General features: G+C 65.9%; 19 protein-coding genes. 2 read left to right on the top strand and 17 right to left on the bottom strand.

Annotated features, from left to right (window positions below; all coding sequences use genetic code 11):
* The 10 genes from VIR09_RS21820 to VIR09_RS21775 all read right to left on the bottom strand — a co-directional run.
* On the bottom strand, window positions 1-722 hold a 722-nt coding region (locus VIR09_RS21820), incomplete at its 3' end, for a tripartite tricarboxylate transporter substrate binding protein (protein ID WP_332014749.1).
* Between the two features lie 113 nt (window positions 723-835).
* Window positions 836-1,621 carry a 2-oxo-tetronate isomerase gene (gene otnI, locus VIR09_RS21815; protein WP_332014748.1) on the bottom strand — a complete coding sequence of 262 codons (786 nt, stop codon included), beginning with the start codon at window positions 1,619-1,621 and terminating at the stop codon, window positions 836-838.
* A 69-nt stretch (window positions 1,622-1,690) separates the two neighbouring features.
* On the bottom strand, window positions 1,691-2,632 hold the full coding sequence (locus VIR09_RS21810; protein ID WP_332014747.1) for a hydroxymethylglutaryl-CoA lyase: 942 nt from the start codon (window positions 2,630-2,632) through the stop codon (window positions 1,691-1,693).
* Between the two features lie 11 nt (window positions 2,633-2,643).
* Window positions 2,644-3,834 carry a CoA transferase gene (locus tag VIR09_RS21805; protein WP_332014746.1) on the bottom strand — a complete coding sequence of 397 codons (1,191 nt, stop codon included), beginning with the start codon at window positions 3,832-3,834 and terminating at the stop codon, window positions 2,644-2,646.
* Between the two features lie 10 nt (window positions 3,835-3,844).
* Window positions 3,845-4,567 (bottom strand): ABC transporter ATP-binding protein, encoded by a 723-nt coding sequence (locus VIR09_RS21800; RefSeq protein WP_332014745.1) that lies wholly within the window; start codon window positions 4,565-4,567, stop codon window positions 3,845-3,847.
* A gap of 9 nt (window positions 4,568-4,576) precedes the next feature.
* A complete protein-coding gene (locus VIR09_RS21795; RefSeq protein ID WP_332014744.1) occupies window positions 4,577-6,343 on the bottom strand; it encodes a branched-chain amino acid ABC transporter ATP-binding protein/permease in 1,767 nt (588 codons plus the stop codon).
* Window positions 6,340-7,254, bottom strand: coding sequence for a branched-chain amino acid ABC transporter permease (locus tag VIR09_RS21790; protein WP_080551115.1), 915 nt, complete (start codon window positions 7,252-7,254; stop codon window positions 6,340-6,342). The genes VIR09_RS21795 and VIR09_RS21790 overlap by 4 nt, the downstream gene beginning before the upstream one ends.
* A gap of 77 nt (window positions 7,255-7,331) precedes the next feature.
* Entirely contained in the window at window positions 7,332-8,534 is a 1,203-nt protein-coding gene (locus VIR09_RS21785; RefSeq protein ID WP_332014743.1) for an ABC transporter substrate-binding protein, read from the bottom strand.
* A gap of 43 nt (window positions 8,535-8,577) precedes the next feature.
* Window positions 8,578-10,209: a GMC family oxidoreductase gene (locus VIR09_RS21780; protein WP_332014742.1), complete on the bottom strand. Its 1,632-nt coding sequence runs from the start codon at window positions 10,207-10,209 to the stop codon at window positions 8,578-8,580.
* Between the two features lie 17 nt (window positions 10,210-10,226).
* The gene (locus tag VIR09_RS21775; protein WP_332014741.1) at window positions 10,227-11,696 is read right to left on the bottom strand and encodes an NAD-dependent succinate-semialdehyde dehydrogenase; all 1,470 of its coding nucleotides are present in this window, start codon (window positions 11,694-11,696) and stop codon (window positions 10,227-10,229) included.
* 191 nt (window positions 11,697-11,887) lie between these two features.
* On the opposite strand from VIR09_RS21775, the gene VIR09_RS21770 reads away from it, so the two are divergent.
* Window positions 11,888-12,778 (top strand): LysR substrate-binding domain-containing protein, encoded by an 891-nt coding sequence (locus VIR09_RS21770; protein ID WP_332014750.1) that lies wholly within the window; start codon window positions 11,888-11,890, stop codon window positions 12,776-12,778.
* 94 nt (window positions 12,779-12,872) lie between these two features.
* Here VIR09_RS21770 and VIR09_RS21765 read toward each other — a convergent pair whose 3' ends face one another.
* On the bottom strand, window positions 12,873-14,888 hold the full coding sequence (locus VIR09_RS21765) for a TonB-dependent receptor domain-containing protein (protein WP_332014740.1): 2,016 nt from the start codon (window positions 14,886-14,888) through the stop codon (window positions 12,873-12,875).
* 242 nt (window positions 14,889-15,130) lie between these two features.
* On the opposite strand from VIR09_RS21765, the gene VIR09_RS21760 reads away from it, so the two are divergent.
* Window positions 15,131-15,838 carry a FadR/GntR family transcriptional regulator gene (locus tag VIR09_RS21760; protein ID WP_332014739.1) on the top strand — a complete coding sequence of 236 codons (708 nt, stop codon included), beginning with the start codon at window positions 15,131-15,133 and terminating at the stop codon, window positions 15,836-15,838.
* 50 nt (window positions 15,839-15,888) lie between these two features.
* On the opposite strand, the gene otnK is transcribed toward VIR09_RS21760, so the two are convergent.
* From otnK to VIR09_RS21730, 6 genes are all read right to left on the bottom strand, one after another.
* Window positions 15,889-17,145 carry a 3-oxo-tetronate kinase gene (gene otnK, locus VIR09_RS21755; RefSeq protein ID WP_332014738.1) on the bottom strand — a complete coding sequence of 419 codons (1,257 nt, stop codon included), beginning with the start codon at window positions 17,143-17,145 and terminating at the stop codon, window positions 15,889-15,891.
* Window positions 17,142-18,050: an L-threonate dehydrogenase gene (ltnD, locus tag VIR09_RS21750; RefSeq protein ID WP_332014737.1), complete on the bottom strand. Its 909-nt coding sequence runs from the start codon at window positions 18,048-18,050 to the stop codon at window positions 17,142-17,144. Before ltnD ends, otnK begins: the two co-directional genes overlap by 4 nt.
* A gap of 44 nt (window positions 18,051-18,094) precedes the next feature.
* Entirely contained in the window at window positions 18,095-19,069 is a 975-nt protein-coding gene (denD, locus tag VIR09_RS21745; protein ID WP_332014736.1) for a D-erythronate dehydrogenase, read from the bottom strand.
* The gene (otnI, locus tag VIR09_RS21740) at window positions 19,066-19,866 is read right to left on the bottom strand and encodes a 2-oxo-tetronate isomerase (RefSeq protein WP_332014735.1); all 801 of its coding nucleotides are present in this window, start codon (window positions 19,864-19,866) and stop codon (window positions 19,066-19,068) included. Before otnI (VIR09_RS21740) ends, denD begins: the two co-directional genes overlap by 4 nt.
* 14 nt (window positions 19,867-19,880) lie before the next feature.
* Window positions 19,881-20,519 carry an aldolase gene (locus tag VIR09_RS21735; protein WP_332014734.1) on the bottom strand — a complete coding sequence of 213 codons (639 nt, stop codon included), beginning with the start codon at window positions 20,517-20,519 and terminating at the stop codon, window positions 19,881-19,883.
* 178 nt (window positions 20,520-20,697) lie between these two features.
* The coding region (locus tag VIR09_RS21730; protein WP_332014733.1) for an NAD(P)-dependent oxidoreductase at window positions 20,698-21,226 on the bottom strand (529 nt) is incomplete at its 5' end.

Raw genomic sequence — 21,226 nt, 5'->3', positions numbered from 1 at the left:
AAGGTCGGCACCTGCGGCAATTGCCCGGAACGCTGCGCGGCCGGCACCGCGATGGCGCGCAGCTTGCCTGCCTGGATCAGCGGGCGGGCGGCGGCCAGGTCTGCCATCATCATCGGCACCACCCCGGACGCCACATCCTGCAAGGCGGGCGGCGTGCCCTTGTAGGGGATGGCCGTGGCCCGGCCCTGGATGGTATCCAGGAACAGCTCCATCGCCAGATGATGCGGGCTGCCCACTCCCAGGGACGCATAGCTGCCCGGCTTGTCGCGCTTGAGGTACGCCGTCACGTCCGCCAGCGTATGCATCGAGGAATCGGGCGACACCACCAGCACAATGGGCAACGCCACCAGCGTGGAAACGGGAGTCAGATCCTTCGCCGGATCGTAAGGCAGCTTCTGGTACAGCCAGGGGTTCAGCGCCAGCGTGCTCATTCCGGCCGTCAGCAGGGTGTAGCCATCGGGCGCGGCGCGCGCGGTTTCCTGCGTGGCGACGATGGTGGCGGCGCCCGGGCGGTTTTCCACCACCACCGGCTGTCCCAGCGCATCGCCCACATGCTTCGCAACGACACGGGTGGCGATGTCGCTGCCGCCGCCTGCGCTGAACGGCACCAGCCAGCGGATCGGATGATCGGGAAACTCCGCCGCGGCAGCCTTGCCCGGAACCACCGCTACCCCGGCCAGCGCCGCCGCCAGCAAGGCGCCCTGCAAAATGCCTTTGAACATGTCGCCCTCTCCTTGCCTGCCTATTTATTTAACATATTAATGATTTATTATCGGACCCGGCACGCCGATGCACATCACCGGAAAAACCCGGAGTTCCGCTCGACGCGCAAGGCTCAGGTACGGGCGGCGGCAAGCCAGCGCAAGCCGGCCGACGTACCGGCGGCCGGGCGGTATTCGCAGCCGATCCAGCCGCTGTACTGCAGTTCGCGCAGCACGCTGAACACCCAGCCGTAATCCAGTTCGCCCCGGTCGGGTTCCTGGCGCAGCGGCACGCTGGCGATCTGCAGATGGCCGACCCGCCCCGTGGGCAGGTACTCGCGCAGCTTCATGGTGACGTCGCCTTCGACGATCTGGCAGTGGTAGAGATCCATCTGCACTTTCAGATTGGGCGCATTGATCGTCTGCACCACGGCATGCGCCTCATCCTGATGGTTCAGGAAGTAGCCGGGAATGTCGCGGGCATTGATGGGTTCGATCAGCACGGTAACCCCGGCCGAGCGCGCCTGGCGCGCAGCCCAATCCAGGTTCTCGCGATAGCAGTCCAGCATGGCCTCGCGCGAGGCGCCAGGCGCAACCAGGCCCGCCATCACATGAAGATTCGGGCAGGCCAGCGCCGTCGCATACGCGAGCGCCTGTTCAATCCCCGCCTGGAATTCGGACTGTCGCCCCGGCTGCGCGGCCAGGCCGCGATCGCCGCGAGCGGCGACGCCGGGCGGCGCGTTGAACAGCACCTGCGTCACGCCGGCCGCGTCCATGCGCTCGCGCACGAAGGTGGCCGGGGCCTCGTAGGGAAACATGCATTCCACGCCAGCGTATCCGTCCGCCGCGGCGGCCGCATAGCGGTCCAGGAACGCGTGTTCCGTGTACATCATCGAAAGATTGGCGGCGAACTTCAACATGGCGGGCTCCGGACCAGGCGGCATGGCTGGAAATTAGCACACCGGCCCGTCCCCGCCATCACCGCAGCCCTAGGCGTCGAAGTCTGGCGCCGGATGCAAAGTCAGACGCGGTCCCGCCTTGAGCAACTGGCTCGGGATATCGTGCCCCACCAGCGCCGGCAAGGACGCCGACACGCCGAGTATGGCGTCCAGGTCCACGCCGGTGTCGTAGCCCATCAGTTCCAGCATGTGCACCAGTTCTTCCGTGCACACATTGCCGCTGGCGCCTGGCGCGTAGGGGCAGCCGCCCAAGCCGCCCAACGAGGCGTCGAAGCGATCGATGCCCGCCTCGATGGCCGTCAAGGTATTGGCCAGCGCCATGCCGCGCGTATTGTGGAAATGCATGGTGGTGGTCAGTCCGGGAAACAGCTTGCGGACCTCGCGGCCGATCTTGCCGACCTGCGAGGGATAAGCCATGCCGGTGGTGTCGCACAGCGTCACGCCGTCCACGCCCAGCGCCGCGAAGCGTCCTACCAGCTCGAACACCTCGAAGGCGTTGATGTCGCCTTCCATGGGGCAACCGAACACCGTGGACAGCGACACGTTGATGGCGACCCGGCTGCCGCGCACCGCGTTGACCACGTCGCTCAACTGCTCGAACGATTGCTCCCGGGTCATGCGCAGATTGGCGCGGTTGTGGGTCTCGCTGACGGACATCACCAGGTTGACCTCGTCCACCTTGCATTCCAGCGCCCGCTGCGCGCCGCGCACATTGGGCACCAGCACCGTGTAGACGACGTCCGGGTTGCGCTCGATCTCGTGCATCACGATCTCGGCGTCACGCAGGGCCGGAATGGCCTTGGGCGAGGTAAACGACGTCGCCTCGATCTTGGCGAAGCCGCTGGCGGACAGCCGGTTGATGAAGGCGATCTTGTCCTGCGTGTCGATGAACTGTTTTTCGTTCTGGAAGCCGTCGCGCGGCGCGACTTCCTGGATGTACAAGCGCTGGCGGCTGGCGTTGGTTCCGATCATGGCTGCGCTCCTCAGATGATGCCGCGCTCGCGCCAGTCCTGGCGCTGCGCTTCGCCGACGCCCAAGCCGGCCAGTACTTCGTCGGTGTCCTGGCCCAGGGCAGGCGCCGGGCTGCGCACTTCACCCGGGGTTTCCGACAGCTTGGGCACGATGCCCGGCACCTGCACCGGCGTGCCGTCTGGCAGCGCACTCTCCAGGATCATGCCGCGCGCCCGGTAATGCGGGTCGGCCGCAATGTCGGCCACGTCATAGATCTTGCCTGCGGGAATCTGTCCGTCGTTCAGGCGCGCCAGCACTTCGTCCAGCGGATGCCGGCCGGTCCATTGCGAAATCGCGTCGTCCAGCATAAGCACGTGCCGCACGCGCCCGGCGTTGTTCGCCAGTTCCGGCGCTTCGGCCAGGTCGGGCCGGCCGATCACGCCCATCAGGCGTTTGAAGATGCTGTCGCCATTGCCGGCGATCAGCACATACTTGTTGTCCTGGCAGCGGTAGGCATTGCTGGGCGCGATGCCCGGCAGGCTGCTGCCGGCCGGCTGGCGAATCTCGCCGAACACCGAATACTCGGGCAGCAGGCTTTCCATCATGTTGAAGACGGATTCGTACAACGCGACGTCGATCATCTGGCCGCTGCCGTTCTGGTCGCGCGCGCGCAGCGCCAGCAGGATGCCGATGACGCCGTGCAGCGCCGACAGCGAATCGCCGATGGACACGCCCACCCGCACCGGGGTGCGGTCCGCCTCGCCGCTCAGGTGGCGCAGGCCGCCCATGGCTTCGCCGATGGCGCCAAAGCCGGGCAGGTCGCGGTACGGCCCGGTCTGGCCATAGCCGGACACACGCAGCATCACCAACCGCGGATTGATGGCGCGCAGTTCTTCCCAACCCAGGCCCCAACCTTCCATCGTGCCAGGCTTGAAGTTCTCGACCACCACGTCGATGTCCTTGACCAGCGCCCGTATCAAGTCTTGCGCCTCGGGTTTGCGCAGGTCCAGGCTGACCGATTTCTTGTTGCGCGACTGGACCTGCCACCAGACGGAGGTTCCGTCATGGATCAGGCGCCAGTTACGCAGCGGATCGCCCTTGCCGGGCGGTTCGATCTTGATGACTTCGGCGCCGAATTCGCCCAGCATCTTGGCGGCGAACGGTCCGGCGATCAGCTGGCCCAACTCCAGCACTCGGATCCCGCTCAATGGTTTGGATGACATGATTGCCTCGTCAGCTCTTGTGTTTGCCCAGATAGGCCTCGCGCACGCGCTCGCTGGCCAACAACTCCTGGCCCGTGCCCTCCATCACGATGGAGCCCACTTCCAGGACATATGCGCGGTCGGAGATCGCCAGAGCCTGGTTGGCCATCTGCTCGACCAGCAGGATCGTCATGCCGCGCTCTTTCAGCGACTTGATGATCTTGAAGATCTCCGCCACGATCAGCGGCGCCAACCCCAGGGACGGCTCGTCCAGCATCAGGATGCGCGGCTTGCTCATCAGGGCGCGGCAGATGGCCAGCATCTGCTGTTCGCCGCCCGACAGCGTGCCCGCGTATTGGTCGCGCCGCTCTTTCAGGCGCGGGAACATCGCGAAGCAGCTCTCGATCTCTCCGGCCAGTTCCGCCGGCGATTCCTTGCGCAGGAATGCGCCCAGCATCAGGTTGTCGTGGACGGTCTGGTCGGGGAACACCTGGCGCCCCTCCGGCACGTGGGCGATGCCCAGCCCAACGCGCTTGTGCGCACTGACCCCGCCCAGGTCCTGCCCTGCAAACTCGATGTCGCCGGTGGATTTTTCGATGCCCGACAAGGCGCGCATCATGGTGCTCTTGCCCGCGCCATTGCCGCCTATGATGGTCACGATCTCGTTCGTGTCCACATGCAGCGACACCTGCTTCAGGGCGTTGACGGCGCCATAGCTGACCGCCAGGTTCTTGATGTCCAGTAAACGGCTCATTGCGGTCTCCTATGCCGGCGCGCCCAGGTAGGCTTCGATGACTTTCGGATTCTCCTGGATATGGTTCGGCAGGCCGGAGGCGATCTTCACGCCGTAGTCCAGCACGACGATATGGTCGGAAATAGCCATGACCAGATCCATGTGATGCTCGATCAGCAGAATGGTCAGGCCCATGTTCTTCAGCTTCACGATCAGGTCCGTCAACTGGTCGGTTTCCGCCGGGTTCAGGCCGGCGGCAGGCTCGTCCAGCAGCAGCAGATCAGGCATGGCCGCGACCGCGCGGGCGATTTCCAGGCGGCGCTGCAGGCCGTAAGGCAGACTGTTGGCAGCGTCATCCGCGTAGCGATCCAGCTCGAAGAATTTAAGAATCGCGTAGGCCTGGCGACGGATACGCCGCTCTTCCGCCAGGCTGCCGGGCAGACCCAACAGGTTGGAGAAGAAGCTGGACTGCTGCACCCGGTAGAAACCCACCATCACGTTCTCCAGGGCGCTCAGCCCGTCGAACAACTTCAGGTTCTGGAACGTCCGGCCGATACCCGAGGCAGCGATCTCATTGGGCGACAAGCCTACCATCTGACGGTTCTTGAAGCGGATGCTGCCGGCGTCCGGCACCACCAGACCCGACAGCAGGTTCAGGGTCGTGGTCTTGCCGGCGCCATTGGGGCCGATCAGCGACACGACAGAACCCTGCTCCAACGTGAACGACACTTTGTTGGTCGGCACCACGCCACCGAAGGCCTTGTACAGGTCGTTCACCTCCAGGAACCCGGATGCCGCGCCGCCGCGAGCGGCCGGAGGCGTCGGCGTCCAGTCGGCAGCGCCCGCCTCGGCAGCCAGAGCCTCGCGCTGGCCGCGCTTGGGCAGCACCTTGGCCAACAGGCCCGACAGGCCGTCCGGCATGGCGTAAAGCGCAAACAGCAGGATCAGGCCATAGGCGAAGTGCTGCACTTCCGGCCAGCGGGCCAGCATGGCGTCGATCACCGTCAGCACCACCGCGCCCAGGAAGGAACCCGCCGGCGTGCGGCCGCCGAACAGCACCAGCACCAGGAAGAAGACCGACAGGTTGAAGTTCACGAAATCGGAGTTGATGTACTGGTTCTGCTGCGCCACCAGGCCGCCCGCGATGCCGCAGGTGATGGCGCTGATGGCGAAGGCCAGGATCTTAAAGCGGTAGACGCTGATACCCACGCTCTCTGCCGCGATTTCAGAAGTTCGCACCGCGGCAAAGCCGCGTCCGAAACGGCCGTTCAGCAACAGCGAGGTCATGGCGTGCAGCGCCAGACCCAGCACCACGACCACCACCACCCACTGGCGGCTATCCAGCGTGGCGCCGCCAAAGGTCAGGCCGGTGATGCCGTAGAAGCCTTCCTGCCCCTTGAACACGTCGGTCCACTCGGACACGATCTTCTCGATCAAGAGGCCGAAGGCGATGGTCACCATCGCCAGGCTTGGGCCCTTGACTTTCAATGCGGGGATCGCGATCACCACGCCGAAGACGGCGGACACCACCGCGGCGCAGGCCAGCGCCAGCCAGGGATCGACCTGATAATTCACCGTCAGGAGCGCCACCGTATAGGCGCCCACACCGAACAGGCCGGCGTGCCCCAGCGACTTCTGCCCGGTCTGGCCAACCAGAATGTTGAAGCCCGTTGCGGCGATGTAATAGACCCCGATGTTGAACAGGATCAGCAGATAGAAGTCATTCAGCCCCGAATAGGCGTAGCCGATGGCAAGCGCCGCGATGGCCAGGGGAATGAGGGTTTTGGAGAGCTTCATACTTTCTCCGCGTGCACGCGGCCGAGGATGCCGGCCGGACGGAAATACAGCACCACAATGATCAGCGCGAAAACGGCGATCTCGCGCAGGTTCGAATACCAGAGGCCGATGAGCGATTCCAGCAACCCGATCAGGAATCCGCCAAATATGCAGCCGCGCGGATTCTCCAACCCACCCAGGATCGCGGCCGAGAAGGCCTTGAGCGACAGCAAGGTGCCGACGAACACCGAGGCCGTCGCGATCGGCGCGACCATCACGCCGGCGATCGCCGCCAGCGCCGAGCTGATGGCGAACACCGCGATCGCTACCGCATTGGCGTTGATGCCCATCAGGCTGGCGGCGGTCTTGCTGAACGCCACCGCGCGCACCGCCTTGCCCATCTTGGTCTTGTGCAAGGCCCAGTCGAACACGATCATGAGGACCAGCGTGGTGCCGAATACCAGAATCTCCTGCGGCCGCACGCCCGTGCCCAGCACGGTGATGATGCCCTCGCCCAACGGCGAAGCCACCGCGATGGGCGCCGGGCCCCAGACCAGCAGCGCCAGGTTCTGGATGATGATGCCGAAGCCGATGGTGCTCATCACCCAGGACAGGCCTGCCTCGCCCACGAAATGGCGGATGGCGGTGATGTAGAGCACGTAGCCCAACAGGCTCAAGACCAGCATGGCGGCCAGCAGAGCGAACAGGAACGTGCCCCAAGTCACGTCCTCCGGATTCGGGAATCCGATCAGCTTGCCCTGGCTGACCAGCAGAATGGCGCTGATGCCGATCAGGCCGGCCAGCGCCAGGAAGGCGCCCTGTCCGAAGTTGAAGGTCTTGGTCGTGGTGTACGTGATGCTGAACCCGAACGCGACCAGGGCATAGACGCTGCCCATGGCCAACCCGCTCAAGATGGCTTGTAGTATTTGCATGCTGGATGCCCCCTATTGATGACTCCCCGGCGCGTCTCTGCGCATCGGGGAGAGATCTTTTTCGTTGCCGTACCGCCTTACAGCTTCAGGTCTTCCGGTTGAATCGCGCGGGTGTATTCGTCGTCCACCGTGACCACCTTGCCGTCGATCCAGCGCACCAGGCGGAAATCCTTCACCGACAGCGCTTCGTGGTTGTCCGCGGTGAACGGCTTCTCGTACGTCTTGATGACGCCCTTGGCCTGCGCCAGGTTCTGCAGCGCGGCCTGCACGGCTTCGCCGTCGGTCGACTTGGCCTGCTCCATGGCTGCGGCGATGAGCTTGACCGAGTCATAGGCCTGCGCGGCCATGACGTAGGTGGGCACGCGGCCATCGCGCTTCATCAGCGTGTCGTATAGCGTCTTGGATTCCGGCGAGGAATCTTCGGTGATCGATGCCGTGAAGATCATCTTCTTGGCCAGGTCGGGGCCGGCGATGCGCAGGAATGGCGAGCTCAGGTTGGCCCAGGAGGCCAGCGTGGTGGGGAAGTAGCTGATCTTCTCCAGGCTGCGCATGACGTGCGCGTTGGAATCCGCCAGCGCGTAAACGATCAGCGTATCGGCGCCCGAGCTCTTGATCTTGTTCAGCTGCGACGACATGTCCGTGTCCTTGGGACCGAACTTCTCATTGGCCACGGGCGTGATCTTGTGCAGGGCCAGGATCTCGACCGCGTCCTTGGCGCCTTGCTGGCCGTAGCCGGTGGTGTCGGCAATGATGGCGACCTTGCCGTTCTTGCTGGCGCGGGCCGCATAGGCCGCCAGCAGCGCGATCTGGTCGCGGTCGCGCATCGATACGCGGAACACGTAGTTCGGCGGCGACTTGGCGTAGCGGCCGGTGATGTCGGTCGCGGTGGCCACCGGCGAGATCGTCGGGATCTTTTTCTGCTGCACCAGATGCAGCCAGGCCAGCATATTGCCGGAGTTGACGCCGCCCAGCATGGCGTTGACCTTGACGTTGTCGACCAGCTCGTTGGTGTTCTGGATGGCCTTGGGAGGCGCGCCCACGTCATCGCGTTCGACGATGACGACCTTCTTGCCCAGCACCCCGCCGGCCGCGTTCAGCTCGTCGGCAGCCTGGCGCGCGCCGGCCAGCGCCGAAATGCCGAAGTCCGCCGAACCGGTGGCCGACATATCGCTGTTGAAGCCGATCTTGATGTCGTCGGCCAGCGCCGCGCCGCTGGCGCCCGCAAGCGCCGCCGCCAGCAGCAGGGATTTCATCGTCTTGGGGAAATGCTTGAGGTACATATTGTCTCCTTCTGGATCACTCTGGTGACCGCTGATTGGCAACTCAGGATTGTTTGATGAGGTCGGCAGCCTTGTTGCCGATCATCATGGTGGCCGCGCAGATGTTGGCCGACGGCATGGCTGGCATCACCGAGGAATCGATGACGCGCAGATTGCCGACGCCGTGCACCCGCAGCTGAGGGTCGACCACGGCGTACTTGTCATCGGCCTGTCCCATGCGGGCCGTGCCGTTGACGTGATAGGACGACACGCCATAACGGCGCGCAAAGTCCAGCAATTCGGAATCGGAATCGCACAGCGGGCCGGGCAGCACCTCGCTGTCGAAATACGGCGCCAGGGCCTGTGAACGCAGCAACTGGCGCGCCAGCCGGATGCCGCGCACCAGCGTCATCTGGTCGCGCTCGTTCTCCAGGTAGTTGGCCAGGATCATCGGATCCTGCAGCGGATCCGACGAGCGGATGCGCACCTGGCCGCGGCTTTCGGGTCGGTGCTGCCAGACGCCCGCGGTCATGCCGGGGAAATCATCCAGCATGCCCACATAGCCTTCCTTGTAGCTGGCGGGCGTAAATACGCCTTGCAAATCGGGCAGGACCAGGTCGGGCGTGGACTTCCAAAAATAGTGCAGCAGCGACGGGCTCAGGGCCATGATGCTGGGACGCTTCATCAGCCAGCGGCTGATCTGGCCGGCCAGGCTCAGGCCCTTGACCAGCTGGTTCATGGTCTGGCTGTTCTTCACCCGGGCCACGACCCGCACCGAATAGTGATCGCTCAGGTTCTCGCCCACGCCAGGCAGGTCGCGCACTACATCGATGTTGTGCTGGCGCAGCAAGTCCGCCGGCCCCAGGCCCGACAGCTGCAGCAGCTTGGGCGTATTGATGGCGCCGCATGACACGATGACCTCGCGGCGCGCGCGCACCGCGCGGACCTGCGAGGAATGCGCGGGGTGGCAGTACGCGACCCCGGCGGCCTTGCCGCCGTCGAACAGGATGCGCGTCGCCTGCGCGTAGGTGCGCACTTCCAGGTTCTTGCGGCCCATGGCGGGCTTGAGGAAGCACTTGGCCGTGCTCATGCGCCAGCCGCGGTCGATGGTGCGCTGGAAATAGCCCACACCGGCCTGCTCCGCGCCGTTGTAGTCGGGATTGCGCGGGATGCCTTGCTCCACGGCGCCGGCGATGAAGGCCTCGCACAGCGGGTGGATCCAGTCTATGTCGGTGACCGGCAGCTCGCCCTTGCGGCCGCGGTAGCGGTCGTCGCCGCCCACGCGCCGTTCCATGGACTTGAAGTAAGGCAGCACTTCCTCATACGACCAGCCGGTGTTACCCAGCGCCGCCCAGTGGTCGAAGTCAGCTGCCTGGCCGCGGTTGTAGACCAGACCATTGATGGAGGTCGAGCCGCCCAAGGTGCGGCCCTGCGGAATCGGCACGCGCCGCCCGTTGGTCTGGGCCGTGCCTTCGCTGGAAAACTGCCAGGCGTACTTGTTGTTGAAGACCGCCTTGATGAAGCCGGCCGGAATATGCAGATAGGGGCTGCGGTCCGGTGGGCCGGCCTCCAGCACGCAGACCGTGGAGCCATCCGCGCTCAGGCGGTTGGCCAGGATGGAACCGGCCGCGCCGGAACCCACGATCACATAATCGAACTGATCCGCGTCGCGGAGGGAAGGCTGTGCTTGGTTCATGTCTGGATCCGCTGGCGTCAGGGAATCGCGTTGAACGACTTGCCGGCCAGGCAGACGTACTTGATTTCCAGGAACTCTTCGATGCCGTACTTGGAGCCCTCGCGGCCCACGCCCGACTCTTTGATGCCGCCAAACGGTCCGACCTCGTTGGAGACGGCGCCGGTGTTGACGCCGACGATGCCGTACTCCAGTCCTTCCATCATGCGCCAGACCCGTTCCAGATTGCCGGTGTAGAAATAGGCGGCCAGGCCCGAGGCGCTGTCGTTGGCGCGCGCCAGCACGGCGGCTTCAGACTCGAAGGTACTGATACCCACCACCGGGCCGAAGATCTCTTCGTGCGCCAGTTCCATGGCGTCGGTGATGCCTGCGAGCAGGGTCGGCTCATAGAGCAGCGTGCCCGACTCGCGCAGCTTGCCGCCAGCCAGCAGGCGGGCACCGCGCGCGGTGGCATCGTCCACCAGGCGGGTAACCTTGTCCACGGCTCGCCGGTCGATCAGCGGGCCCTGTGTGACGCCCTTTTCCAGGCCGCCGCCCACCTTCATGCCGCGCATTTCTGCCAGCAGCTTGTCGTTGAAAGCGTCAGCGACGCTGGCATGCACGTAGACGCGGTTGGCGCACACGCAGGTCTGGCCGGCATTGCGGAACTTGGACAGCACCAGGCCTTGCACGGCTTCGTCCAGGTCGGCATCCTCGAACACGATGAAGGGCGCGTTGCCGCCGAGTTCCAGCGACAGCTTCTTGATGTTGGAGGCGCTTTGCTGCATCAGCAGACGGCCCGTCTGTGTAGAGCCGGTAAAGGTCAGCTTGCGCACCGTGGGGTTCTGCGTCAGCTCCGTGCCGATAGGCGCGGGGTCGCCGATGACCACGTTGAGCACCCCCGGCGGTATGCCGGCCTGCTCGCCCAGCCAGGCCAGCGCCAACGCGGTAAAGGGTGTCAGCTCGGAAGGCTTGAGCACCACCGTGCAACCGGCGGCCAGCGCCGGGCTGACCTTGCGCGTGACCAGGGCCGAGGGAAAATTCCAGGCGATGATCGCCGCGCATACACCCACAGGCTGGCGAATGGCCAGCATGCGCTGGTCGCCGCGGGTATGGGGCAGCACGTCGCCGTAGATACGTTTGGCCTCTTCGGCGAACCATTCTACGAATGACAGCGCGTAGTTGAGTTCACCGCGGGCCTCGGCCAGCGGCTTGCCCTGTTCCAGCGTCAGGAGCAGCGCCAGGTCGTCGGCGTGAGCCTCGATCAGCGCATGCCATTTGCGCAGGATGGCGCCGCGCTCCTTGCCCGTCCTGGCCCGCCAGGCCGGCAGGGCATCATCGGCCGCGGCGATGGCGCGGGCCGTCTCGGCCTGGCCCAGATTGGGCACCGTGCCCAGCACGCTGGCATCGAACGGGTTGCGCACCGTGATGGTGGTGCCATTGTCAGCGTCGCACCAGGCGCCGCCGATGTAGGCCTGCTGCCGCAGCAGCTGGCTATTCTGCAGATTCATTTGTCTCGCGCTCCATCCATCTGGCTGCGCACGGTCCGCGCTAGGGGCCGGGCGAATTTTTTGGGGAGGATAGTCCTGGCGACGGCCGACGCAACAGCAGTCATTAGCGATGCCGCCATCGCCATCCGCGATGACAAGACCCGGGCGTGGCTACAATGGGCCATCTCGTCCGCTTTTCTGTCCGCCCCGCCATGCGCCTCGATCCCACCTCCCTCAAGCTCTTCATCAGCGTGGTCGAGCAGGGCACCATCGCGGCAGCGGCCGAACATGAGCACATCGCCGCGGCCGCCATCAGCAAGCGGATCAGCGAACTGGAAGAGAACCTCAAGATCCGGCTGCTCATCCGCACCAACAAGGGCATCCGCCCCACGCCGGCCGGTATCGCGCTGTCCACCATGGCGCGGCGCGCCCTGCACGAACTCGATGAAATCTCCGTGCACATGCGCGATTACTCGCGCGGCCTGCGCGGCTTCATCCGGGTACACGCCAATATTTCCGCGATCACTCAGTTCCTGCCGCAGGACATCAAGCTCTTCCTGAACGACTATCCCAACGTGCAGGTCGACCTGGAAGAGAAGATCACCTCGACCATCATCAAATCGGTCGCCGAAAACGCGGCCGACGTGGGGATCTTCTCGGGCACGGCACCGGATCATGACGTGGAGATCCATCCCTACCGTGAAGACACCCTGGCCCTGGTGGTGCCGGCCGATCATCCCCTGCAGGACAAGCCGGGCTTTCGCTTCGCCGAGGCCCTCGAATACGACTTCGTGGGATTGCACCGCGGCAGCGCCATCAACCGCATCGTGTCCAACGCAGCCAGCGACGAAAAGCGCAACATCCAGCTCAAGGTGCAGGTCACCGGCTTCGATGCGCTGTGTTTCATGGTGAACTCGGGCCTGGGCATAGGCGTGCTGCCGTTGGACATCGCCCGCCGCTACTCCGTCATGTTCGACATCCGCATCATTCCGCTGACCGAACCCTGGGCGCGGCGCCAGATCCAGATCTGCGTACGCTCCTTCGACGCCCTGCCCACGGCCGCCAAGCTCTTCGTCAACCACCTGAGCAAGCGCCAACCCTGAGTTGGCGTGGGAGCCGCTCCCGACCTCGATGCCCGGGCGAAAAAAAGCGGAGACGGAATGACCGCCTCCGCTGCTGGCAGCGTGCACTCCTGCGTCAGTACGTCATGCGCACGCCGAGCAGCACACTGCGTCCGGGCAGCGGCGCCACCGTCGAAATGAAGGACGCATGGTTGTATGCCAGCTTGTTCAGCAGGTTGGTGCCGCGCAGATAGACCTCGTAGCCCGTGGCGCCATACTGCCCGCGGTAGGCCACCACCGCGTTGACCATGTTATAGCCGGGCGTGCTTTCCTCGTAGGCGGCAATGTCCTTCTGCGCGAACACGCGCGCATACTCCACGCCGCCCGACCACTGCTGCCACTTCATGTTGGCGCGCACGCCGGCACGCGCAGCCGGGATGCGCGGCAGGTTGCCGTCGCCGCCTGTCAGCTTGCCGCGCACGTAGTCGCCGAACACGGCGGCCGAGAACACCGGGGTGAACTGGTGGCGCAGTTCGCCTTCCACGCCCGTGAACTCCGCATCGCGCTGGGTGTACTCGATCAGGCGGAAGTCCTCGTAGCGATCCAGCGTGTTGGCGTAGATGTAGTTCTTCACCCGATTGTGGAACACGCTGGCCGAGAACGTCGTATCGCCGGCGTGCTTGCGCAAGGTCAGGTCGATGTTGTGCGAGGTCTCGCGGCCGAGGTCCGCATTGCCCAGCTCATAGGTGTTGGTGGCCAGGTGCACGCCGTCGGCATACAGTTCCTGCGCGGTAGGCAGGCGCTGCGAACGCGACAGGGACAGGGCCACGGAATACTGCGGCGCGAAGTCCCAGATGGCCGCGGCCGACAAGGACGTGCCGGACAGGCTGCTGCGCGCCGCTCCGCCCGTGGGCGAGATGCGCTGCCAGTCCTGCCGCGCGCCCAACTCGAAGCGCCAGTCGTTCAGCTGGTATTCCTCCAGCACGAACAGGCCATACGAACGCGTCTTGCTGCGGGGCAGGAAAGCCTCTTCGCCGTCGGCGCGGAAATCGCTGTAGGCGTTCTGCACGCCCACCACGCCGCGCCAGCCGGCGATGGGCTTGTGCTGCATTTCCACGCGCAGGTCGTAGCCCTTGTTCTTGAAGCGCGTGCCGACTTCGCCTCCTTCGATCTCGTCGTGCTGGTAGTCGGTCAGGCCGCCTCGCACGCGGATCTTCTCGAAGCCCGCGAACGGATCCTGGTACTCGGCGCGCAGGTCGAGGCGGTTGCTGCGCAGCTTCACGTAGGGCACGCCGCCATGCTCGTGCTCATGGTCGTGATCGTGGCCCTCTTCGCCGTGGCCATGGTCATGGCCGCCGCAATGCAGATGGGTGCCGTGCGGGTGGCAGCCCTCGTACTCGTGATTGTGCCCAGGCAGGCCGTATTTGCTTTCCAGATGCGTGAACGCCAGGCCGACGTAGCCGCGCGGCGTGATCCAGGACATGCCCACCGTGCCCTGCGTCGACTCGCTGTATGAGCCTTCCAGCTTGCCGCCTGGCCAGTCGGGCACGTCGTAATCGCTGGTGCGGCGCTTCAGGCCTTCCACGCGCACGGCGAACTGCCCTTCGCCCACGGTGATGCCCACCGCGCCCGCGCGCTCCTTGGTGCCGGTGGCGCCGCGCAATTCGGCTTCGGCCTCGATGCCTTTTTCCGGCACGGCCGTGGGAATCTTCTTGTCCACCACGTTGACCACGCCGCCGATCGCGCCGCCGCCGTACAGCAGCGTGGCCGGGCCGCGCAGCACCTCGATGCGTTCGGCCAGCAGCGGCTCCACGGTCACCGCATGGTCGGGAGAAATGCTGGACGCGTCCATCACTTCGGAACCGTCGGACAGCACCTTCACGCGCGGCGCGGTCTGTCCGCGGATCACGGGACGGCTGGCGCCGCCGCCGAACGTGTCGCTATTGACTCCAGGCAGGTTCTTCAGCGTATCGCCCAGGGTGCCGTTGCGCTGTTCGATCAGCGCATCGCCTTCCAGCACCGAGGCCGGCAGCGTGGTGCTGTTCAGGTCCAGCCCCAGCGGATTCGCGGATACGGTGATCGGAGCCAGCGTCCTGGCGGCTGCGCGTTCCGCCGCAGCGTCTTCGGCTTGGGCCGCGGGCGCGGCCAGCATCAGCGCGCAGACCAGAGGTTTCAGCGCGCCCCTGCGGCCCGCTCGCTGGGCAATCCTGCCGCCGCGCTCCCTTTGCCACCCCAGTTTCTTGCCATTCATCATCGCCCTCTTTCAAATGTTATAACGTACCAAATAATTGGCGAATGATATAACATTTCGAAAATGACGCAAGATGACAGACGCGATCGAAGTCCCGCCCGGCTCTCGTGCCGGCCCTGCTTGGGCGCGCGTATCATACGGCGATGGCGTTCCCCCGACTCCCGACTCCTCCCACGCTGACCGACACGGTCGCCAAGCGCCTGCTCGCCGAGATCGACGCGGGCCACGTGCCGCCCGGGGAAAAATTGCCCACCGAAAGCGCGCTGGCGGAACAGTTCGGCGTCAGCCGCACGGTCATCCGCGAAGCGGTTTCGCGGCTGCGGCAGGACGGCATCGTGGAGGCGCGCCAAGGCAGCGGCGTATACGTCACCGGCCACGCCGGCAACCGCGCCCTGCGCATCGACGCCGCCGACCTGTCCTCGCTGGACGCGGTGCTGCATATCGTGGACCTGCGCCGCGCGCTGGAAACCGAGATCGCCGCGCAGGCCGCGGCGGTGCGCAAAAAGCAGGACATGGCCGAAATCGATGCCGCGCTGGCTGCCATTGCGCGGGCAGTTGAAAACGGCGGCGACGGCGTGCAGGAAGACGTGGCCTTCCATCGCAGCATCGCACGCGCCACCGGCAATCCCTACTTCCAGGCGACCCTGGCTTTCGTCAGCCAGTTCCTGGAGGCGGCCACGCGCGTCACGCGCGCCAATGAGGCCCGCCACGCCACCTTGATGCGCGCCGTGCTGCAGGAACACATTGCTATCGTCGAGGCGATACGCAACAAAGACGTGGACGGCGCCCGCGAGGCCGCGCGCATCCACATGGTGAATGCAGCCAAACGACTGAGCCAGGCGCACCGCTGACCTTGAAGCGGCCGCCACGCCGGCCCGAGCGGTTTGGCGCCGGAAGAGGCCTAGTCGAACGCCTTGAGGAAGAAGTCGCGCGCGCCGAAGTTGCCTGACTTCAGCGCGATGCTGATGTCGTCGTGCACCGCCGGCGCATGGCCGCGACACCAAGGCACGCCGGGATCGATCTGCTCGCCGATGGCAATCTGTTCCAGCCCCAGCGCCTGTACCACCGCCCCCGAGGTTTCTCCGCCCGCCACGATCAACTGGCGCACGCCGCGTTCAACCAGCCCGGTCGCGATGCGCGCAATGGCATCCTCGATCATGGCGCCCGCGCGTGCGGCGCCCAGCTCGCCCTGCGCCTGCCGAACCTGCTCGGGCTGCGCGGTGGAGTAGATCAGCACGGGGCCGTCGCCCAGGTGCGCATCGGCCCACGCCAGCGCCTGCGCCACGACGTCCTCACCCGCCGCCAGCCGCAGCGGATCCAGCGCCAGCGCAGGCCGGCCGCTTTCGATGAAGGCGGCCACCTGGCCATTGGTAGCGGCCGAGCAACTGCCCGCCACCACCGCCTGCATGCCCGGCATGCGCGGCTGTCCGGCCTGCGCGGAGGCGGACGTCATGCCCCAATTGCGCGGCAGGCCGATAGCCACTCCCGAACCCCCCGTCACCAGCGGCATGCCTGCAAGCGCCGGCCCCAGGACCAGCAGGTCATCGTTGGACACGGCATCCACGATGGCGATTTCAACGCCCTGCGCCTTCAACTCCTGGATGCGGGCGCGGATGGCCTGGCTGCCGCGCGCAACAACGGCATGGTCGATCAGCCCGACGCGGCGCGTGGTCTGTGCGGACAGCACCCGCACCAGGTTCGGATCGGTCATGGGCGTCAATGGATGGTGCTGCATGCCCGATTCGTTCAGCAGCACGTCGCCCGCAAACAGGTAGCCCTTGAACACCGTGCGCTTGTTGTCCGGAAAGGCCGGCGTGGCAATGGTGAAGTCCGTGTCCAATCGCGTCATCAACGCATCGGCGACCGGCCCGATATTGCCTGCGGGCGTGCTGTCGAAGGTGGAGCAGTATTTGAAGTAGATCTGTTCCGCGCCCTGCGCCCGCAGCCACTCCAGCGCCGCCAGCGACTGCGCCACGGCTTCGGCGGCAGGCAACGTGCGGGTCTTGAGCGCGACCACCGCGGCATCCGCCGCGCCGCGCAGGGGCTCGCCGGGTATCCCTATGGTCTGCACCGTGCGCATTCCGGCGCGTACGAGATTGTTGGCCAGGTCGGTGGCACCGGTGAAGTCATCGGCGATGCAGCCCAGTTTGATGCTCATCCGGCCTCCGGCAGAGAAATCCCCGGGAATATCTTGATCACCGCGCTGTCGTCCTCGCGGCCATGGCCGGCGCTGGACGCCTGCATGAACATCTGATGCGCGGTAGATGCCAGCGGCAAGGGAAAGCGGGTATGTCTGGCGGTATCCAACACCAGCCCCAGGTCCTTGACGAAGATATCGACCGCGGACAACGGCGTGTAGTCGCCCGCCAGGACATGGGCCATGCGGTTTTCGAACATCCAGCTGTTGCCCGCGCTGTGCGTGATCACTTCATACAAGGCATCCGGGTCCACGCCTGCGCGCAGGCCCAGCGCCATGGCTTCCGCGGCCGCGGCGATGTGCACGCCCGCCAGCAGTTGGTTGATGATCTTGACCTTGCTGCCCGCGCCTGCGCAGTCGGCCAAACGGTAGACCTTGCCCGCCATGGATTCCAGCACCGCGTCGCAGGCTTCATAGGCCGCCGCGCGGCCCGCCGTCATCATGGTCATCTCGCCCGAAGCCGCGCGCGCGGCGCCGCCGGAGATCGGCGCATCCAGGTACAGGATGCCCTGCGCTTGCAGCCGCGCTTCCAGCGCGATGGACCAGTTGGGATCCACGGTGGAGCACATCACGAACACCGCCCCCGGCCGCAACGCGGCGGCGAGACCGCCTTCGCCGTACAGCACATCCTCGGTTTGCTGGGCATTGACGACCACGCTGATGACGACGTCGCAGGCGGCCGCCATGTCGGCCAGGGTGGCGCAGGCCACGCCGCCTTGCGCCGCGAATGCCGCGCTGGCCTCCTGGCGGATGTCGTACACATGCACGTCGTGGCCGGCCCGGCGCAGGCTTTGCGCGATGCCCGCGCCCATGGCGCCCAGGCCGATGACGCCGACGCGGCGGGATGTTGCTTGAGGATTGCTCATATCGTTGAGGTTCCGGCGGCGGATGAATGGAATGCGGCCCGCGCTCAACGCGGCAGGTCGTCGGCCAGGTAGGCGCGGATGATGGCGGCAAAATCGGCATCGCCGCGCAGGCCCAGCTTTTCGGCCCGAGCCGTGTCCCAGCGGCCTGGCCAGCTGCCCACGATGCGTTCGACGCGTTCATCAGGCTGCCAGCTGACGCGGCCGGCAACGTCGTCGCCGGCGACGTCGCGCAGCGCCTGCACCATCCCGGCGGCCGTGACCGACACACCCGGCAGGTTGATGGGCGCGCGATCGGCGACGGCGGCCGCGTCCAGTTCGCAGCCGGCGATCAGCGCCTGGATCGCGCCGCGAGGCGACAGCAGCCACAGACGCGTTTCGGCGCGCACCGGGCAGGCCGCTTCCACGCCATTCAACGGTTCGCGGATGATGCCGCTGGCGAACGACGAGGCCGCCGCGTTGGGCCGCCCCGGGCGCACGCTGATGGTGGGCAGGCGCAGCACGCGGCCGTCCACATAGCCGCGCCGCGTGTAGTCCGCCAGCAGCAGTTCGGCGATAGCTTTCTGCGTGCCGTAGGACGATTGGGGATTGAGCGCGGTGTCGTCGCGCACAATGTCGGGCAGCGTGCCGCCATACACCGCGACCGAACTGGTGAAGATCACTCGCGGCTGGTGGCCCAAGGTGCGGCAGGTCTCCAGCAGCGCGCGCGACGCGTCCAGGTTGATGCGCATGCCCAGGTCGAAATCCGCCTCGGCCTGGCCGCTGACGATGGCGGCCAGGTGGAAGATCACACGCGTGTCCGTGCCGATCGCTTGCCGCAGCACCGCGGGATCGGCGATGTCGCCGACCTGCGCATGGATGCGCGGATCGTCCGGCCCCGGAGCCTGCACCACGTCCAGCAGACCAATCTGAGTGATGGCTTCGGGCTTGCCCCCATCCAGGGTCAACGTGCCGCGCTCCAACAGCCTGCGGGCCAGGCGTTGCCCCAGGAAGCCGGCGCCGCCGGTGATGAGTATCTTCATGTCGCGGTATGTCCCGTGTGTGTCAGGTAGGGCCGGGCCCATCCCAGCCCGGCGGAGGTGCCGGCTCGTGGCCGGTACTCGCAGCCGATCCAGCCCGCGTAGCCCAGCGCATCGATCTGCTCGAACAGATAGGAATAGTTCAGTTCGCCGAGGTCGGGCTCGTGGCGGTCCGGCACGCCCGCGATCTGGATGTGGCCGATGCCCGCCATGTCGCGCTTGAGCTTGACCGCGATATCGCCTTCCACGATCTGGCAATGGTAGATGTCGAACTGCACCTTCAGGTTGTCCGCGCCAACCTCGGCGCAGATGGCTTGCGCCTCGTCCTGGCGGTTGAGGAAGAAGCCCGGGATATCGCGCGTGTTGATCGGTTCTATCACCACCGTCACGCCGGCCGAGGCGGCGGCGCGCGCGGCCCACGCCAGGTTTTCCAGATAGGCCGCACGATGCGCGGCGCGATCCTGCCCAGGCTGGAGCAGCCCGGCCATCAGATGCAGCTTGCGGTTGCCGAGCGCGGCGGCATACTCCAACGCCAGCTCGACGCCACGCCGGAACTCGCTTTCGCGGCCGGGCAGCGAGGCCGTGCCGCGCTCACCCGCAGCCCAGTCCCCCGGCGGCGCATTGAACAGCGCCTGGGTCAGCCCCTGAGCGTCCAGCCGTGTTTTAAGTTCTGCAGCCGGATACTCGTAGGGAAACAGGAACTCCACCCCCGCGAACCCGTCGCGCGCGGCCGCCTCGAAGCGGTCCAGGAAGGGATGCTCGGTGTACATCATGCTGAGATTGGCGGCCAGGCGCGGCATTGCGATTCCCAGGTTCAGTAGCGCGCGCCGAACACGGCCCGCAGTTCGTCTATCGCCGCTGCGCTCAACGGCGCGGGCCGGGGCTCGCTCATCAGCCACAGGCGGGCGGTTTCTTCCAGTTCTTCCAGCGCGTAGGAGGCATGCGCCACGGAGCGCTCCCACACCACCGGCCCCAGGCGTTCGAACAGCGCTCCGCGCACCTCGCCGGCCACGGCTGCGACCTCGGCGGCGGCTTGCGGATCGCCCGGGCGGCGATATGGGATCAGCGGAATCCTGCCGACCTTCATGACCTGATAAGGCGTGATGGGGGGCAGCACTTCATCGGGCCGCCACACGCCCGCCAGCGTCAACGCCACCAGATGCGTGGAATGCGTGTGCACGATGCCCCGCGCGCCAGGGCTGGCCTGATAGATGGCGCGATGCAGTTCCAGCGTCTTGGACGGCTTGCCGCCCGCGACGTGCCTGCCGCCCGCATCCACCTTGGACAGCTCGGCGGGATCCAGCCGTCCCAGGCAGGCGTCGGTCGGCGTGATCAGCCAGCCGTCATCCAGGCGGGCGCTGATATTGCCGGCGGCGCCCACGGTGTAGCCGCGTTGATAAAGGCTGGCGCCGACGCTGCAGATCTCTTCGCGGATGCGGGATTCTTCGGTCATGGACGCCCGCCGCTCGTGCAACGGGCGGGCATGCAAAGCGGGAATGCTGTGGGCATGATGACCTGGCCTTCCGGGATTAAAGTCATAATGTCATCATACAAATTTACCTGCAAGAACAGTGCCAGGGTAAACACTGAGCAGAACGACGCGGCCAGACGCCAATCCGGCCGCAGCCTTTTCAGTCTTTCTGCCTGGCGCCCAGCTCCACGCCCGCCAACTGCTCGGACAGGCGCGCGACGGCCGTGTGATCCTGGCCCTTGCCCAGCGTCTTGCCGGCAGAGGCCCATAGTTCGCGGCAGAGCGATGCAAACGGCGTCGGCGTGCCCGTATCGGTCGCGATGCCAAGGGCGATGCCCAGATCCTTGACCATCAAGTCCAGCCCGAAACCCGAATTGAACTGGCGCGACAGCACGAACTGCTTGAACTTCTTCTGGGTCGAATTGTTCATGCCGGTCGACGCGTTGAGCACGTCGACGATTACGTTCGGATCCAGGCCGAACTGCTGCCCGATGAGCATGGCCTCGACCCCGATCAGGAAGCCGCCGGCCGACACCAGGTTGTTCAAGGCCTTCATGGCATGGGCGCTGCCCACCTCGCCCACGGGCGTGATCGTCGTGCCCATGCTGGACAGGGCCGGACGCACCCGCTCCAGCGTCGCCGCCGGTCCGCCGTACATGATGGCCAGCTCGCCGGTGCGGGCGCGCGGC

The sequence above is a fragment of the Achromobacter sp. genome (assembly GCF_036567245.1).
In the GTDB taxonomy this organism is placed as follows: domain Bacteria; phylum Pseudomonadota; class Gammaproteobacteria; order Burkholderiales; family Burkholderiaceae_B; genus Achromobacter.
The sequence above is the reverse complement of the archived record's forward strand: the minus strand, read 5'-3'. Positions and strand labels throughout refer to the sequence as shown.

Coding starts and splice junctions, on each gene's coding strand:
- otnI (WP_332014748.1), bottom strand. CDS start 1,621: ATGTTGAAGTTCGCCGCCAATCTTTCGATGATGTACACGGAACACGCG.
- VIR09_RS21810 (WP_332014747.1), bottom strand. CDS start 2,632: ATGATCGGAACCAACGCCAGCCGCCAGCGCTTGTACATCCAGGAAGTC.
- VIR09_RS21805 (WP_332014746.1), bottom strand. CDS start 3,834: ATGTCATCCAAACCATTGAGCGGGATCCGAGTGCTGGAGTTGGGCCAG.
- VIR09_RS21800 (WP_332014745.1), bottom strand. CDS start 4,567: ATGAGCCGTTTACTGGACATCAAGAACCTGGCGGTCAGCTATGGCGCC.
- VIR09_RS21795 (WP_332014744.1), bottom strand. CDS start 6,343: ATGAAGCTCTCCAAAACCCTCATTCCCCTGGCCATCGCGGCGCTTGCC.
- VIR09_RS21790 (WP_080551115.1), bottom strand. CDS start 7,254: ATGCAAATACTACAAGCCATCTTGAGCGGGTTGGCCATGGGCAGCGTC.
- VIR09_RS21785 (WP_332014743.1), bottom strand. CDS start 8,534: ATGTACCTCAAGCATTTCCCCAAGACGATGAAATCCCTGCTGCTGGCG.
- VIR09_RS21780 (WP_332014742.1), bottom strand. CDS start 10,209: ATGAACCAAGCACAGCCTTCCCTCCGCGACGCGGATCAGTTCGATTAT.
- VIR09_RS21775 (WP_332014741.1), bottom strand. CDS start 11,696: ATGAATCTGCAGAATAGCCAGCTGCTGCGGCAGCAGGCCTACATCGGC.
- VIR09_RS21770 (WP_332014750.1), top strand. CDS start 11,888: ATGCGCCTCGATCCCACCTCCCTCAAGCTCTTCATCAGCGTGGTCGAG.
- VIR09_RS21765 (WP_332014740.1), bottom strand. CDS start 14,888: ATGCTGGCCGCGCCCGCGGCCCAAGCCGAAGACGCTGCGGCGGAACGC.
- VIR09_RS21760 (WP_332014739.1), top strand. CDS start 15,131: ATGGCGTTCCCCCGACTCCCGACTCCTCCCACGCTGACCGACACGGTC.
- otnK (WP_332014738.1), bottom strand. CDS start 17,145: ATGAGCATCAAACTGGGCTGCATCGCCGATGACTTCACCGGTGCCACC.
- ltnD (WP_332014737.1), bottom strand. CDS start 18,050: ATGAGCAATCCTCAAGCAACATCCCGCCGCGTCGGCGTCATCGGCCTG.
- denD (WP_332014736.1), bottom strand. CDS start 19,069: ATGAAGATACTCATCACCGGCGGCGCCGGCTTCCTGGGGCAACGCCTG.
- otnI (WP_332014735.1), bottom strand. CDS start 19,866: ATGCCGCGCCTGGCCGCCAATCTCAGCATGATGTACACCGAGCATCCC.
- VIR09_RS21735 (WP_332014734.1), bottom strand. CDS start 20,519: ATGACCGAAGAATCCCGCATCCGCGAAGAGATCTGCAGCGTCGGCGCC.